Annotated in this window: 16 protein-coding genes and 1 pseudogene; 9 read left to right on the forward strand and 8 right to left on the reverse strand. The window is 39.6% G+C overall.

Annotated elements, in window-relative coordinates; genetic code table 11:
• The first annotated feature begins 93 nt into the window (after positions 1-93).
• Together CYO90_RS04550 and CYO90_RS04555 are read left to right on the forward strand one after the other, a co-directional pair.
• Positions 94-816 carry a metallophosphoesterase gene (locus tag CYO90_RS04550; RefSeq protein WP_103578621.1) on the forward strand — a complete coding sequence of 241 codons (723 nt, stop codon included), beginning with the start codon at positions 94-96 and terminating at the stop codon, positions 814-816.
• A complete protein-coding gene (locus CYO90_RS04555; RefSeq protein WP_103578622.1) occupies positions 797-1,825 on the forward strand; it encodes a hypothetical protein in 1,029 nt (342 codons plus the stop codon). Before CYO90_RS04550 ends, CYO90_RS04555 begins: the two co-directional genes overlap by 20 nt.
• A gap of 73 nt (positions 1,826-1,898) precedes the next feature.
• On the opposite strand, the gene CYO90_RS04560 is transcribed toward CYO90_RS04555, so the two are convergent.
• Entirely contained in the window at positions 1,899-2,720 is an 822-nt protein-coding gene (locus tag CYO90_RS04560) for a YihY family inner membrane protein (protein ID WP_103578623.1), read from the reverse strand.
• Positions 2,721-2,723: 3 nt separating this feature from the next.
• The gene (locus CYO90_RS04565) at positions 2,724-3,446 is read right to left on the reverse strand and encodes a plasminogen-binding N-terminal domain-containing protein (protein ID WP_103567490.1); all 723 of its coding nucleotides are present in this window, start codon (positions 3,444-3,446) and stop codon (positions 2,724-2,726) included.
• Between the two features lie 114 nt (positions 3,447-3,560).
• Between CYO90_RS04565 and CYO90_RS04570 the strand changes: the two genes are divergently transcribed.
• The 7 genes from CYO90_RS04570 (at position 3,561) to CYO90_RS04600 (ending at position 11,410) form a co-directional block, all read left to right on the forward strand.
• Positions 3,561-4,730 carry a peptidoglycan DD-metalloendopeptidase family protein gene (locus CYO90_RS04570; RefSeq protein WP_021085605.1) on the forward strand — a complete coding sequence of 390 codons (1,170 nt, stop codon included), beginning with the start codon at positions 3,561-3,563 and terminating at the stop codon, positions 4,728-4,730.
• Between the two features lie 9 nt (positions 4,731-4,739).
• The gene (gene mgtE / locus CYO90_RS04575) at positions 4,740-6,107 is read left to right on the forward strand and encodes a magnesium transporter (RefSeq protein WP_103578624.1); all 1,368 of its coding nucleotides are present in this window, start codon (positions 4,740-4,742) and stop codon (positions 6,105-6,107) included.
• Positions 6,092-6,676 (forward strand): NUDIX domain-containing protein, encoded by a 585-nt coding sequence (locus CYO90_RS04580; protein ID WP_103578625.1) that lies wholly within the window; start codon positions 6,092-6,094, stop codon positions 6,674-6,676. Before mgtE ends, CYO90_RS04580 begins: the two co-directional genes overlap by 16 nt.
• Positions 6,677-6,839: 163 nt before the next feature.
• Positions 6,840-8,957, forward strand: coding sequence for an RNA degradosome polyphosphate kinase (locus CYO90_RS04585; protein ID WP_258030655.1), 2,118 nt, complete (start codon positions 6,840-6,842; stop codon positions 8,955-8,957).
• A gap of 233 nt (positions 8,958-9,190) precedes the next feature.
• A complete protein-coding gene (locus CYO90_RS04590; RefSeq protein ID WP_103578627.1) occupies positions 9,191-9,823 on the forward strand; it encodes a nucleoside recognition domain-containing protein in 633 nt (210 codons plus the stop codon).
• 3 nt (positions 9,824-9,826) lie between these two features.
• The gene (locus tag CYO90_RS04595; protein ID WP_002942766.1) at positions 9,827-10,282 is read left to right on the forward strand and encodes a YjiG family protein; all 456 of its coding nucleotides are present in this window, start codon (positions 9,827-9,829) and stop codon (positions 10,280-10,282) included.
• Between the two features lie 9 nt (positions 10,283-10,291).
• Positions 10,292-11,410, forward strand: coding sequence for a M20/M25/M40 family metallo-hydrolase (locus CYO90_RS04600; RefSeq protein WP_103578628.1), 1,119 nt, complete (start codon positions 10,292-10,294; stop codon positions 11,408-11,410).
• Positions 11,411-11,469: 59 nt separating this feature from the next.
• Here CYO90_RS04600 and CYO90_RS10655 read toward each other — a convergent pair.
• From CYO90_RS10655 to CYO90_RS04630, 6 genes and pseudogenes are all read right to left on the reverse strand, one after another.
• Positions 11,470-11,706: pseudogene (locus tag CYO90_RS10655) on the reverse strand (menaquinone biosynthesis decarboxylase); the annotation flags it as partial.
• A complete protein-coding gene (locus CYO90_RS10775) occupies positions 11,676-11,831 on the reverse strand; it encodes a 3-octaprenyl-4-hydroxybenzoate carboxy-lyase (protein ID WP_103578629.1) in 156 nt (51 codons plus the stop codon). The gene CYO90_RS10775 and the pseudogene CYO90_RS10655, both read right to left, overlap by 31 nt.
• A gap of 283 nt (positions 11,832-12,114) precedes the next feature.
• A complete protein-coding gene (locus CYO90_RS04615; RefSeq protein ID WP_103578630.1) occupies positions 12,115-12,918 on the reverse strand; it encodes a 3'-5' exonuclease in 804 nt (267 codons plus the stop codon).
• Positions 12,915-13,562 (reverse strand): ribulose-phosphate 3-epimerase, encoded by a 648-nt coding sequence (gene rpe, locus CYO90_RS04620; protein WP_103578631.1) that lies wholly within the window; start codon positions 13,560-13,562, stop codon positions 12,915-12,917. The genes CYO90_RS04615 and rpe overlap by 4 nt, the downstream gene beginning before the upstream one ends.
• A gap of 9 nt (positions 13,563-13,571) precedes the next feature.
• The gene (locus CYO90_RS04625) at positions 13,572-14,945 is read right to left on the reverse strand and encodes a prephenate dehydrogenase (protein WP_103578632.1); all 1,374 of its coding nucleotides are present in this window, start codon (positions 14,943-14,945) and stop codon (positions 13,572-13,574) included.
• Positions 14,942-15,688 carry a hypothetical protein gene (locus tag CYO90_RS04630; protein ID WP_103578633.1) on the reverse strand — a complete coding sequence of 249 codons (747 nt, stop codon included), beginning with the start codon at positions 15,686-15,688 and terminating at the stop codon, positions 14,942-14,944. The genes CYO90_RS04625 and CYO90_RS04630 overlap by 4 nt, the downstream gene beginning before the upstream one ends.
• Positions 15,689-15,714 lie beyond the last annotated feature (26 nt).

Consider the following 15,714-nt stretch of genomic DNA (forward strand, 5'->3'; position numbering starts at 1 on the left):
TTTCATAAATAATTTTTCTTTCTAAATTTATCAGCAAATAACAATCTTTATTTTTAAGTTTAATAGACTAAAATTTGGTGCAAAGGAGAAAATTTGAGCGAGCAAATTTACATTATCGGCGACGTTCACGGCTGTTTTAACACGCTTTTAGAGCTTATCAAGCAGTTTCCAAACAAAGAAAAATCTCAAATTTGCTTTGTTGGCGACGTGATAGATCGTGGGCTTTTTAGCTGCGACGTGGTCGAGCTTATCATGCAAAATGACTATAAAATGGTAATGGGAAATCACGAGCGAAGGTTACTTAGCAATAAATTTGAATTTCTAAACAACAAAGTGCCATTTGACAGGAGCTGGTTCTTTGGAAACGGCGGAGAAGCGACGTATAGATCATATCTTGGGCAAAGCGTGGAGTTTAAACAAAGGCATGTGGATTTTTTAGAAAGCAGGCCAGTTTATCTGGAATTTAAAGATTATAAAACCCAAAATGGCGAGCATCTAGTCGTCTCTCACTCAGCCGTTGGCAATATGTGGGAGCTAAGAAATGACAAATATGCTAGCGAAGAGTTTAAAAAACACCTGCTCTCAGGCAGAGGCGACGAGATGCAAGTTAGTGGCATATTTAACGTCTATGGTCACACGCCAGTAAGAGAGATAAAATTTTATAAAAATAGCGCAGATATCGACACAGGCTGCGTTTTTAATGAAGTTGGTTTTGATAAACTAAGTGCGTTAGAATTTCCATCGATGAAAATTTATACGCAAAGAAATGTAGAGTCTTTTGAAAGGGGGAAAGAATATGGAGTTTTCACATCATAAAAACTCAAGCTTTGCTAGCAGGGTTGATAAATTTTGGAGCGAACTTGGTAAAAATTTAGACGTCATCAAGCGTAATTTAGAGGATAAAAATTACGAAACTGCAAGTAAAATGACTGAGGAGGCACTAAATTTATGTTTAGTCGATCCAACTTTTATGATAGGTCTTGTTGATGGCAAGATCGATCTAGTACTCACTCCAGAAGGGATGAAATATAGGCTTTTTTGGCTTAAATTTATCAAATCACGCATGCCAAAAGAGTATGAGGCAAAGCTTACTTGCACGCTTGGCAAGCAACGTGCACCACGCGAAGTAGCCACTATACAGATGTATGGCGTGAGTGTTGATGCGAACGAGGTCATGGTCTATGCAAATTTTGAAGAAAAAAGCGTGGATATGTGCCTATACAACGAAACTTTAAGCAAGCTAAAAAGTGAAGATGAAAACAAGGCCTACACGCTAGCTTTCATACTTTGCGACAACGTTGTTGGCGAGACGGCGATGATAAATACGCTTGGAGACTTTGAGATCGTAGATGAGCCAAGAGAAAAAGGCGTTGCGCTTACCGACTTTGCTGATCTTATAGATGATAAATTTGGCAAAGAAGCATCAAGCGAGCCACTAAAGCAATTTAGCTTTTACGAGCTCGAACCTCGCTCAGACGCGCTAAGAGATGATGTTTTTATGGGATATACAAGCCTAATCTCACTGCTAAATGAATACTATGACGGCAAAAGCGATATCTATAACGAAGCCTACGAGCTTGGTATAAATTTCTGCTTTTTAGTATTGTATCACGGCGGCGACGTGCAGTTTGGCATTGATAGCAAAACTAAGATAGAAGATGAGCTTGAAACTAGCACTTTTTGCGAAGGCATGGGTGCAGCGACTGGCACTAAGCACTCTTATGTTGATCTTATCTGCTTTGACAAAGACGAGCTTGAAAAGGCTGTTAGTAAATTTAGCAAAGAGCTTGATATCAAGATAGAAATTTGCGAGTTTAAACGCTAGATACATAAAATTTTATGTAAAATATTACATATCCTACTAGCTGGTAAATTTAAAAAGCCAGCTGGCAATAAATTTATCCTTTAAATTTAGAGCTGTTTGAGAGATAGGCGCAAAACTTAAGACCATATAAAAAGATGATCCACGAGATATAGATCCAGACAAAGAAGAAAAGCACGGCTGAAAATGAGCCATAGACGCTTAAATAGGTCTTGTTGTAAAGGACGTAATAGACAAAGGCTGACTTGCCAAGATACCAAACAAGTGAGGCGGCAAACGAGCTAAAAAACGCGCTTTTAAATTTTATCTCGTCATTTACTGAGATGAGATAGGTGACGCAAAATATCACCCAAATGATGAGATATGGCACGATGCTTAAGAAATTTATCCAGCTTGTAAATTTAGTCGAGTTTAGCATCTCTTGCACAAGGTTTGAGAGGTAAAAACTGCCAGCAAGTCCTAGTGGTGCAAGCGTGATGAGCGTCCAGTACGAGCTAAGTGCCGACCAAAATCCCCTAGCCTTGCTAGCTCTTGTCACTTTTAAGACTACGTATTCATAATCGCTAAAAAACATAGCCGAAGTAAATATCATCGCCACAAAGCCAACTATGCCTAAATTTCCGCTATTTTGGAGGAAATTTTGCAAGTAGTTTGAGATGATCTCTTGATTGCTTGGCAAAAGAGCTGAGAAGACAAAGTCTTGAATTTTGGCGTAATAATCCTCAAAGCTAGGCAGTTTTGTAAAGATAGAAAACGATATAAGAAGTATCGGAATGATCGATAAGATCGTGTGAAAACTAAGGCTTGCTGCGTAGTGAAAGAGCTCTTTGTCCTTAAGAGCAGCTAGCAAATTTAAACCACTCTTTAAATCGCTCTTGCTTAAGGACAAACGGCTCATTTATCAGTTATCTTCTTCAAAAAGTTTTTCGTAGTGAGCGTCGTAGTTGTTGATGTGCTCGCTATTTAGCTTCCAAAATACAGTGTCTATGTCGCTAACTCTTGTATAAAATGGTAGTTGATAATACTCAACCTCGCCAGTTTTAAACTCTTTTAGCACTTTAAAGCTTTGGCAATCAGCAAAAACGCTTCTTCCATCCATCGCGACAAAGATAAGACCAGCTGCACTTTGAGCGCACATTTTTCTAAAGTCGTCTCTGCTTGGATTTGGCTTGTATTCGTAGCTCAAGTATGCTCCAACAAGGTCTGGGTGGATAAATATCATATTAGGAAATGCGCCTAAAACCTCTTCATAAATTTCTTTATTTGGCACGACGATTAGCGAGCGGTTATAAAGGTAGTTTAGCACAACTATATCGCCACTTGCAGGTGCGATGCCAGGGAGTGGAAGAGCCTTTTGTTCGAGCAGGTCAAACACCTCAAATCTAACCTTCGCAAAGCCAGCATTTTTAGAGACAACGCTCACTCTTGCGATGATAGAGCTATCTACGTCAAATTTATGAAGCACGACGCCGCTTGATCCGATCAAAATTTCAGGACTATCAACTATCGTTGCTGTGCCGTCACTCTCGACGCTAATAAGAGGAGTTCTATACTCGTTTAAAGAAAAATCAGCCCCAAAAGCAAAGCCAAAAAACAGCGATAAAATCACGATTATACGTTTCAAAAATATCTCCTAAGTTTAAATTTTTAGAGCGATTATAGCCTAAAATGCTTTATCTTTTGCAAAATTAAAGCAAGTTTTAGTTAAAATCCCCCCCAGCTTTTTAAAAGGATATCGATGCCTCGTATATTTGTGATTTTTGCAATATTATGTATAAATTTATATGCCATAAAACCAACTGTTGATGAGCTTAGTTGGCCAAATGGCAGCAGCTTTTTAAATTTCCTTGAAACAAATAAAATTCCACTTTCACTTTACTACAACCTAGCAAGCGAAGATCAAGAGCTAACAGAAGAGATCATCGCTGGCACAAAATATCAAATTTACAAAGACGATAACGGCGAGGTTAAACAAGCTCTCATCCCCGTTAGTGACGAGCTTCAGATACATATTTATAGAGACGACAAGGGTAAATTTCAGCTTGAGTTTATCCCGATCTTATACCAAAGCGAAGATAAAGTTTTAGCCCTAAAAGTCGATAAATCAGTCTCTGAAGATATCTTTGACTACACCGGCTCTGGCACGCTAGCACTTGGTTTTAAAGAGGTTTTTAGCGGCAGCGGGATCGATTTTAAAAAGATAAACAAAGGCGATACGATCGCTATTGTTTATAACCAAAAACTACGCATGGGACGTTCTTTTGGCACACCTGAAATTTACGCAGCGATGATAGAGACTAAAAACAAACGCTACGTGATGTATAAATTTGAAGATAAATTTTATGATAAAAACGGCAAGAAAAATGACAAATTTTTGCTCGTTCGCCCTCTTGCAAACGCAAGGATCACATCAAATTTCACCCTAAAAAGATGGCATCCGATCCTTCAAAGATATAGAGCGCACCTTGGGGTTGATTATGGTGCTCCAAAAGGCACACCGATCAAGGCTGCAGGCGATGGCACGGTCAAATTTGTCGGACAAAAGAGCGGCTATGGCAGAACCGTCATCATCTCTCACGCTGGCGGCTATGAGACACTTTATGCCCACCTAAACGGCTTTGCAAAGGGTATAAGAAGCGGTCTTAAAGTAAAACAAGGCACGCTAATAGCATATGTTGGCACAAGCGGCATGAGCACTGGTCCTCACCTACACTTTGGCCTCTATCTAGGTGGCAAACCGATCAATCCAGAAAGCGCTATCAAGGTCGTAAAAAATATAGAAGACAAAAAAGAGTCGGCTAAATTTAAAGCAGTCATAAATAGAAATGATGAGCTGATAAAACAAGCTCTAAGCAACGACAAAGAGTATCACAAGGTGGAATTTTTCCCTAACGTAATAGACTTTTAAAGGTAAAACTTGAGCCAAGAACTAGAAGAAGCAAAAGAGCTGATAGATCAGCATTTAGATGAAAATTTAGAAGACGGCGAGCTCTCTGCATACGAGCTTGCCCAGCACCTAAAAACACTTAAAAAGCATGACGAGGAGCTTTTTGCCAAGTATCTTGAAAAGCTAGATCCTGAAATTTTGGGTGACGTGGCGATAGAATTACCTGATCACATGCTAAAAGATGTGATCGATACGCTCCCAGCTGAAAAGATCGTAGAAGCGCTCGAAGAGCTAGAGAGTGACGATGCGACCGACCTACTCCAATACATCGAAGATATCGATGAGGACAAAGCTAGAGAGCTTTTTAACGAGCTAGATAAAGAAAATCAAAATGAAATTTTAAGACTTAGAAGCTACGATGAGGATAGAGCTGGTGCGCACATGCAAACAGAGCTATTTTCAGCTCATCTTGAAGAGAAGCTTGGCAGCGCAGTTGCAAGACTAAGACAAGAGAAGCAAGAAGGCAAACTAGAAAACGTCTCACAGCTTTTCATCATCGATAAAAATAGCGTCTTGCAATACGCCATCCCGCTTGAAGATCTCATCCTCTTTGACTTCACAAAGACGCTAAAACAAAATATCGAATCAACCCAGATCGACCACTACAAGCCTCACATGGCAAACGATATGGATCTCATGCAAGATGTCGCTGATATGTTTCAAGAATACGATCTAAACGTTATCGCAGTTACAAGTAGCACTGGAATTTTGCTAGGTCGTATCACATATGATGATATCCACGACTACATTCAAGAGAGCGCAACAGAGCAAATTTATAACCTAGCCGGCGTTGATGACGAGTCAGAAGAGGATGATACGCTATTTAAAGCGGGTCGTGGCCGTGCGGTTTGGCTTGGTATAAATTTGCTAACAGCCCTTTTTAGCTCATCTATCATCGGACTTTTTGACGAGACGATCGCAGCTTACGTCGCACTTGCCGTGCTTATGCCAATAGTTGCTTCAATGGGTGGTAACACTGGCACGCAAGCACTTGCTGTTACGGTTCGTCGTTTGGCACTTGGCGAGATAGAATTTAAAGATGCAAAGAGCGTTTTAAAGCGTGAGGTGACGATCTCACTCGTAAATGGCCTCATCTTTGGCGCTATCATGGGCGTAATCGCCGCTGTTTGGTTTGACAAAGGCATGCTTGGCGTAGTCATTAGCCTTAGTATGGTTACAAATTTATTCTTCGCTGGCTTTTTTGGCACGATCATACCTTTGACGCTAAGGCGCTTTAACATCGATCCTGCTGTTGGCTCGGCGGTCATTCTTACTACATTTACTGATGCGATAGGATTTTTTAGCTTTTTAGGACTTGCAAAATGGATACTACTATAACAAATTTAGAAATTTTACCTCTTGGTGAGTCAAAATATCTAAAGCCATTTAAGATGAAATTTAAACAAAATGGCCTGCAAAGGGACTGGGACTGCGTCAAGGTGATGAATAGCGTTAGTATATTTTTATATCACGAGCAAAAAGATGCATTTTTGTTTGTCAAGCAGTTTCGCCCAGCTGTCTGGTACTCGCAAGAAAAAGAAGGCATCAAAACAAACGAGCAAGGCTTTACTTATGAGCTTTGCGCAGGGCTTATGGATAAGGGGCTAAGCGAGGAGCAAACCGCTAGAGAAGAGGCAGTCGAAGAGGTCGGATACGAGCTAAAAGAGATGGAGCGCATCACGATGACGTATGGCGCTTTTGGCTTTGGTGGCAACATGCAAACAATGTTTTACGCAAAGATCGATGAGAGCATGAAGGTAAATGCAGGTGGCGGCATTGACGGCGAAGATATCGAGCTAGTTTTTATAAAACGAGAAGATATGATGAAATTTGCCTTTGACGAGAGCAAGGTCAAGGGCTTTGGGCTCATCTTTGCTTACTTGTGGTGGGAGAAATTTAAAGGCTAAAAAGAGACCTTTTTGATAAGCGCAAAGACAACAACCGCCACAACAAAAATGCCAACTAATATAATGTAATCCGACATAAAAAACCTTTACGTTTAAAATTTGCACTATTGTAACTAAATTTTTAACAAAATAAGAACTTTATAACCGCACATATCATAAAATAATCAAAAATCATAAGGAGAAAATGATGAGCGAAAACGAAACTCTTTTTATCAACCGCGAATTAAGCTGGCTACGCTTTAACTCAAGGGTGCTCGCTCAGTGTGAAAAGGATATACCTTTACTTGAAAAGTTAAAATTTATAGCCATTTATATGACAAATCTTGATGAATTTTATATGATAAGGGTGGCTGGTCTAAAACAGCTTTTTGCAGCTGGCGTGACTACAAGTAGCAGCGACGGCATGAGCCCACTTGATCAGCTAAGAGAGATCAGAAAATATCTTCAAGATGAGCAAATTTTAGTTGAAAGCCACTACAAAAGCACTGTAGATGCGCTTAGTAAAGAGGGTCTTTTTATCAAAAACTACGACGAGCTTGATGATAGCTTAAAGCAAAAATGCGACGAATACTTTTTCTCAAACATCCTGCCAGTTATCGTGCCTATCGCTGTTGATGCGACCCATCCATTTCCGCACCTAAATAATCTTAGCTTCTCGCTTGCCGTTAAGCTTGCTGACATCGAGCATCCTGAAATTTTAAAATACGGCATGATAAGAATTTCAAGAGTTTTGCCAAGATTTACCCAGCCAAGCAGTAACGTCTTCGTGCCAATAGAGACTATCGTTCACCGCCACGCAGAAGAAATTTTCCCAGGATATAAGCTCATTAGCTCAGCTGCCTTTAGAGTGACAAGAAACGCTGATATCGTCATCGAAGAAGAAGAGGCGGATGATTTTATGATGATACTTGAGCAAGGGCTAAAGCTTCGTAGAAAAGGGGCTTTTGTGCGTATGCAGATAGACAAAGACGCTGACGCTGATATCTTAGAGTTTTTAAATTTTCACATGAAAATTTTTCACAAAGATATCTACTTTTCAAGCATCCCGCTCACACTTAGCTCTCTTTGGGAGATAGCTGGGAGTAAAAATTTTAGCCACCTAGCAAACCCACCCTACGCCCCAAAAACCCTGCCTCCATTTGGCAACGGCGTCTCGATTTTTGATGCCATAGACAAAGAGGACGTGCTACTAGTTCATCCATTTGAGAGCTTTGATCCAGTCGTTAGCTTTATAAGAGAAGCGAGCAAAGATCCAAAGGTGATCTCTATACGCATGACGCTTTACAGAGTCGATAAAAACTCGCCGATCATTCAAAGCCTAATAGACGCTGCAAGCGACGGCAAACAAGTAACTGTAATGGTCGAGCTAAAAGCAAGGTTTGACGAAGAAAATAACTTGCACTGGGCAAAGGCGCTTGAAGATGCTGGCGCACACGTGATATATGGCATCACAGGCTTTAAAGTCCATGCGAAAGTTAGCCAAGTGATCCGCCAGATCGGCGATAAACTCAAATTTTACATGCACTTTGGCACTGGCAACTACAATGGTAGCTCGGCAAAAATTTACACTGACGTGAGCCTATTTACGAGCAAAGAGGAATTTAGCCAAGATACGACCTCATTTTTTCACATCCTATCAGGATATAACAAAAACCGCCGTCTAAACGCCCTTAGCATGTCGCCCTTTCAGATAAAAGAGCGCATCATCGAAAAGATAAGAGTGGAGGCCAGCAAGGGCAGTGAGGGCAGGATCATCGCTAAGATGAACGCACTAATAGACGAAGACGTGATAAACGAGCTTAGCCGCGCCTCAAACGCAGGCGTAAAGATCGATCTCATCGTTCGCGGTGTATGCGGACTAAGGCCAGGTGTAAAAGGCAAAAGCGAAAACATAAGAGTTCGCTCGATCATCGGCAAATACTTAGAGCATGCTAGAATTTTATATTTTAAACACGCCGATCCAAAAATTTACATCTCAAGTGCTGACTGGATGCCACGAAATTTGGAGCGCCGCTTGGAGCTCATGACACCTATTTTTGAGCCAAGACTTCAAGAGAGACTACTTGAAATTTTAGAGCTTCAGCTAAGCGATAACGACCTAGCATTTGAGCTACAAAGCAGCGGCGAATACGCAAAAGTAGCTAGACGCGAGGGCGAAAAAGTGATCTCTTGCCACGAAGTTTTAGAAAACTACATCTCTAAAATTTATAAATCCGTCAAAAAAGATACCGACAAAGCAAAAGCAGATATGCTTGCGAGCAAGCTTTTAAAAGAGAGCTAAAAACAAATGGCTTTTAAATTTAAAATTTAAGTTTAAGAGCCATTTTCCTACAAATTTCTACTAAAAATTACAAATTTTAATAATAAATTTTATTATTTCGATTACTTCAAAAGACCTAATATGGGTAAATTTGGTAACAAAAGTTACAATCAAGTAAGTATTTTTATATTTTAAATATTACATAAGCATAGGCGTTATAATATTTAAACAAATTCCAAATCAAAGGAGGCTTTATGAAAGAGAGTAGTGATACTAAAAAACTCGTCATCGGTACGATCACGCTTGCAATTGCGATCGTTTTCTTTGGAGGTTTTTTACAAAACACCTATGGTGGCATCTTTGACTTTAGCAAACTAGCAGGTCAATTTCCAGAATGGTTTAAAACAGGAAGTGGCACTAGCGCAAAAGGCGGCTTTTTATTTGCCCTTAGCCTTGCTCCTGCCGTCATGCTCGCGCTTGGTTTTGTCGCTATTTTTGAGAAATACCATGCGCTTTACGCAGCTTCAAGACTGCTAACGCCTGTTTTAAAGCCACTTATTGGCATACCAGGATGTTGCTCTATCTCTTTGATAGCAAGCACACAAAGCACCGACGCAGGCAGCTCTACGGCTAAATTTTTGCGCCAAGATGGCCTCATCACGCACAAAGAGCTTCTCATCTTTGCAGCGTTTCAGTTTAGCGCTGGTGCGATGATCACAAATTTCTTATCTTCATTTGCACCTGTTTTACTAGTTACCGACAAAGCTGGCAACACAGCCCCTGCTACCATAGCTATGGTGCTTGGCATAGTCTTTATATTTAAGGTTTTTGGAGCAAATTTGATGAGACTTTATGTCAAAAAATTTGTCAAAGAGAACGAGGAGTAAGAGATGACTGAAAATAAACTAATAACCGACGTATTTGTAGAGGGCGCTAGAAAAGGCTGGGACATCGCCGTAAAAAACACCATCCCAAACGTGCTTATGGCCTTTGTCATCATCCATATCTTAAAAGTATCTGGCGCACTTAGCGTGATAGGCAAATTTCTAGGATTTATCATGCTCCCACTTGGTCTTCCAGGTGAATCGATAGCCGTTTTCATGGCTGCATTTTTGAGCTGGGGCGGTTCAGCAGGCGTGCTGGTTGCGCTTGTGGGAGATGGTACGCTAAACGCAAACGATATCGCTGTCTTGCTTCCTGGCATGGCGCTAGTTGGCTCGACTGTGCAGTACATGGGACGAGTTTTAGGCGTGCTTGAAGTACCAGGCAGACACTATCTCGTACTTTTTGGAATTTGCATCCTAAATGCCTATTTAGCGATGTTTGTGATGAGCTTACTCGTATAAGGATAAAAGATGAAAGATAGTGAAATAAATGAATATTTAGCTGACTTAAAAGAGCTAACCGACATCGAAAGCCCAACTTCGAGCATCAACGGCGTAAATGAAGTTGCAGCTTGGTTTAAAAAAAGAGCTGAAATTTTAGGATTAAAAAGCAGGAGTATAGAGCTTGACACCGACAAGGTCGCTCCTTGCCTTTTTATCTCAAACGATCTTGAGGCAAAAAGCTACGACTTTTTATTTATCGGACACATGGACACCGTTTTTCCTGTGGGTACAAAGGCTGATGTGCCATTTAGCAAGATAGATGAGCGCATAAATGCACTTGGCGCAATCGACGATAAAGGCGGCAGTCTGCTCTCGCTCTACGTCATCAAAGAGCTTGATTTAAGCAAGCTAAAGATCGGCCTCTTTTTAAACTCACACGAAGAGACTGGCTCAAATTTCGCCAAAGACGCAATAAGAGAGCTAGCGAAAAAGTCTCGCTACGCCCTAGTTGTCGAGCCTGCAAGAGAAGATGGCTCGATGGTAGCCACTAGAAAAGGCGTGATCTCTTATGTGCTAAATTTCCGTGGCGTTAGCGCGCACGCTGGCAACCACCCAGAGCGCGGACGTTCGGCTGTCGTGGAGGCTGCAAATTTCATCGTTGAGCTCTCAAAACTCACTGATTTTAAGGCAGGTCATACATTTAATAGCATAATGACAAAAGGTGGCCACGCCCAAAATGTCGTGCCAGACTTTGCTAGCGTGACATTTGAGATGAGATATCGCCACGCTAGTTCGGTGGAGTTTTTACATAAGAAAATGGACGAAATTTTATCTCATCCGATAGTGCCAGAAGTGAGCTGTGAGCGCATCCTCATAAACGAAGAAGGGCCAATGATAGACGAGCTAAATTTACCAAATATCAAAAAGGTCTTTGACGAGGCTGCGAAGGCCACTGGCACAAAGGTCACTTGGGTCGATGCTGGCGGACTAAGTGATGGCAATATCAGCGCATCGGCAGGATGTCCTACGATAGATGGGCTTGGTCCAACTGGCGGCAACATGCATACGAAAAACGAATATCTAGAGATAAACTCGGTTGTTAAAAAGTGCAACCTCATAGTCGAAGCGATCAAAAAACTTTTATAGTATAGGCAAGCTATATGCTTGCCTAATTTTAAATTTATAACGTTACAGAAGTCAAAAACCTACCCAAATATCTCAAATTTATGAAATAGCTCTGGCTCATCTTTTACCACGCCACGCCTAATAAACTCAGCCACCACTTCGTGCTAACAGTCAGTTTGCATAGGCTAGCCACGCATATAGTTCTCTAGCTCGTCCTTGCTCGTCGCATCCACGCAGAAATTTTCGCCATCGATATAGATATCACGCAAGGCATCTATATTGTTTGTCACACGCCAAAGCAGCATGTATGGATTTTCTTAACATTTGGCACAACGCTTTGAAATTTAGCCAAAAGCTCTTCGTCGCTTAAAATATCAGGGGTAAATTTAACTCCAAATTTACTGCAAAGTTTTTGCCAAAGTAAATTTTCACATTGACACAAGCTCTAAATTTGCCACAAAAGCAACCCGCCTAGCAAAACTGCATCATAGGTGGCGACGGCTTGGCTATGCGCATACAAAAACTGGCAAACACGAGAAATTTATCCACAATGGCAAAGTTGTTTTATGGATTTTGTAAAGATCGGCGTGTGCGCGGATAGATCGCGCCGTTTTTTAAAGCACGATGATTGCAAACCGTGCTAAGATAGATAGTTTCTTTTAAAACGTCCTCGGCCAAATCAAATTTCTAAATTTCCACTCAAGTGGCTTAAATTTAAAACCGCCCTACTCCAAAGCTTTTAAAACTGGCTCTGGTTTTAGCTTTACGCTTGGGGCATTTTTACTAAAGCTTATGAGATCCTCTGTAGTTTGGATACTAAAAGGTAGGCGAGTTAGGCAGACTTTGAAAATTTTAGCCGCTGCTATTGCGTCATTTAGGGCTCTGTGGTGAGTGTTGTTTATGCCAAGAAGCTCTTTTAGCGAGCCAAGGCCATATTTTTGCGATGCGATGGTTCGGCGACTGAGATCGATGGTGCAGAGTTTTCTGTTTAGCAGTATACCAAGGCCGATCTCATTTAGGCTGTGTGAGATAAATCCGTAGTCAAAATTTACGTTGTGTGCGATAAAGACGCTAGTTCCAAGAAAAATCTTAAACCGCTCAAGCACGTTTAGTAAATTTGGCGCACCAACTAGATCGCTCGCTCTTATGCCAGTTAGCTCGGTGATATTTTCGGGTACCACAGGAGCTGCTATAAAGCTTTCAAAGCGCCCTATTTCAGCACCATTTTTCATTTTTATAGCACCAATTTCTATTATCTGACCATTTGTCGTACCACCAGTCGTTTCGATATCTACGACGCAAAATTCCTGCTCGCTAATATCTCTAAATCTCGTGCCAAGCTCGATCTCGTTACTTTCATTTCTAGTGATATCAAGCCCGAGAGTTCGCCACATATCAAGATCACGCACGTCGATGAGCGATGAAATTTCCTCAATATCGCTAAATTTTAAAATAAACTCGTGATAGCCTAAATTTTGCCTAGCTAAAATTTCAATGCTATTTTCTAAACGCTGTTTTTTTGGTTTCAAAACTCAAGCTTTATGGCGCGAATGGCTTGTTCGTATGAATTTGATGAAAAGATATAGCTGCCAGCCACCAAAACATCAGCCCCGGCCTCTTCAAGATCAGGCGCATTTAGTCCATTTACGCCACCATCTACTTCGATGAGACACTTGGCGTTTTTGCGCTCTATTAGCTCTCTTAGCGCCCTTGTTTTCTCAAGTACGACTGGCATAAATTTCTGACCGCCAAAGCCAGGATTTACGCTCATTAATAGCACCATATCGACTTCATCTATGATATGCTCGATCGCGCTAACTGACGTGTGTGGATTTAGCACGATACCAGGGCCAACGCCGTTTTTTCTGATGTGATCTATTAGTCTCATCGGATGCTTCTCTTCTTCGATGTGAAAGGTTAGAAATTTTGGTTTTAGCGGCAAAAAAAGATCAGCAAAAAATGAGTTATTTTCAACCATTAGATGTATATCAAGTGGCTTTGTAGCAGCCTTTGCAACAGCATTTACCACGACTGGTCCGATGGTTAAATTCGGCACAAAATGCCCATCCATAACATCAACATGCACCAGATCACACCCAGCCTCGCAAATGGCTCTTATCTCAGCTGCCAAATTTCCGAAATCAGCCGACAAAATACTAGGTGCAACGTACATTTTAAATCCTTATTTGCTTATAAATATAAAGCCCGTCTCCCCATCTTTTACATTTAGTCTGGTTATAATCCCTACACTACTGCGATCAAAAAACATTTCATCAGTCAGAAACTTAGGTAGGCTAACTTTTACTTCTATCTCTTTTTGCCAGAGTTGGGCTAAAATTTTATTTGTAATGATACTAAAAATTTGAGAATATCCGCTTAAATAACCATCTAAATCATCTTTATCTGACATAAATATAGAACAAATTTTGTCTAGCCTTTGTTTTTTTACTCCAAACAATATTCTCATATTAATATCGCCATAAAATTGGACACAAACACGCAAGAATTCGCACTCGTCTTCTATATCAAAGGTGCCGGCTTTTGTATCTACGCACAAAGTGTCTTGTTCAACCAAAGACGAAATCGTCTTACTCACGCATTGTATAACATAAGGTGAAATTTGTGTAGCTGCTTTACTTATATTTACTGGCTCTATATCAAAAGTTCTCTTTTTAAGATATAAAACAGAATTATCTTTATAAAAATCATATAAATTTTTATATATTAATATGTTTGAGCCCTTCAAATTTGTTGTCAATTCGTTTGACAAATTTGCTTCATTGACACCACAAAGTGATATAAAAGCACCATTTTTTTGAGCAGTATTTGCAAGGTTGATTAAAAAATTTGCACCTCTTATATTTAAAGCACATGCGATATTTACCCATAAGATAAAAAATTTATATCCTATTCTTAACATTATGTTATGCATTTCTAGATCAAAATTCTCTACAAAGTCTGAATCGATAAATCCTCGTACAGAGTAAATTACAATCCCGCCTTTTATAAATGTATCTATTCGCTTTTGGCTTAGTTTAACATGGGTTAGTGGCGATACCACACAAGTAAACGAACTTTTTTTACTATTAAATTCGTTAATATCTTTTGCTTCCACTACATCATATGTGCGGTCTTTTAAATATTCTGCCAGATAGTGTCTATACTGCTCAGTTGGATTATAAACAAGCACTTGAGAATTTATCTCACTTATAAATTTATTTAGAAACAAATCAGCAATTAGCTCGCTTTCAAAAAGTGAAATGTTTAGGATATTTTTTACAGTTTTGATCATTAGCTCGTAAAAAATCTCATTGTAATCGCAAATAGCAAGTGTAATACCAAGTTTCTGCGCTTCTTCGCTTAAATTTTCAATAGCTCCGCTAAGCCAAAGAGGGCTAAAAAAAGTAACATTTTTTAAAGAAAGCAATATAGTATCAACATTGCGCGAAGATATTTGACTAATATGCTCATCGCTTAGTTTTAACGGAGCCATATTTACTTCTAAAAATCCAAATGGCCTCACAATGGCTATTGAGCCGTTAAATGTCAGCTTCATTTTTGTAGCGCTTTTTTTATAAATATGATGCTTTGCATATCTGCATGAACACTAACATCTAAAATTTTATCAATGCCAAGCTCATAAAACTCAGGTCTGCTGGCTTCATAAGAAAGTAAAATTTTAAAATAGTAAAGCATTTTTCGATCATCTTCACTAAGTGAATTTCGCTCCATATTCATCGCTTTTAGTATGATCTCCCAAAGGCTAAAGCCATACCTTTTTTGTAAAATTTTATTGTAACTTACATCAGAATATAAAACTATATCAGAAACAGGATATGGATACATCGAGAAGATTTTTTCGCAAATTATCAAGCAGGCTAAAGAATAAGAAGCGAATGGCAGATAGCTACGATATTTATCGTCAAAAGTATTTATTATCCTTATCCAATCAGATAAAATTTTAGAGTTAAACTCGATTAAATCAATAATTTTTAAATTAAATACCCTGTAAGTTTTAGGAGATTTTAAAAATATAAAATAAGAAAGCACGATCGATCTAAAAAGATCGATACCTAGCATATTTGCTGCTACTGTTATATCTTTGCCATCATAAGAAATTTCAAGCTTAATACGTTTAAAGACAGATTCAAAATAGACCCTAAACGAAGCCGTGTTTTCCAAAATAGCACTTGCTGCAACCAAATCTCCAGTAGTTAAACATTGCTCTACTTTATCAAAAAGGCTTGGCATCTGTAAAACAATATCAACATTTTTTTCTATTAATTCTCTACTAAGCATACTAAATCACTTAAAATTACTTAAAT

The sequence above is a fragment of the Campylobacter concisus genome (assembly GCF_002913745.1).
Taxonomy (GTDB): domain Bacteria; phylum Campylobacterota; class Campylobacteria; order Campylobacterales; family Campylobacteraceae; genus Campylobacter_A; species Campylobacter_A concisus_R.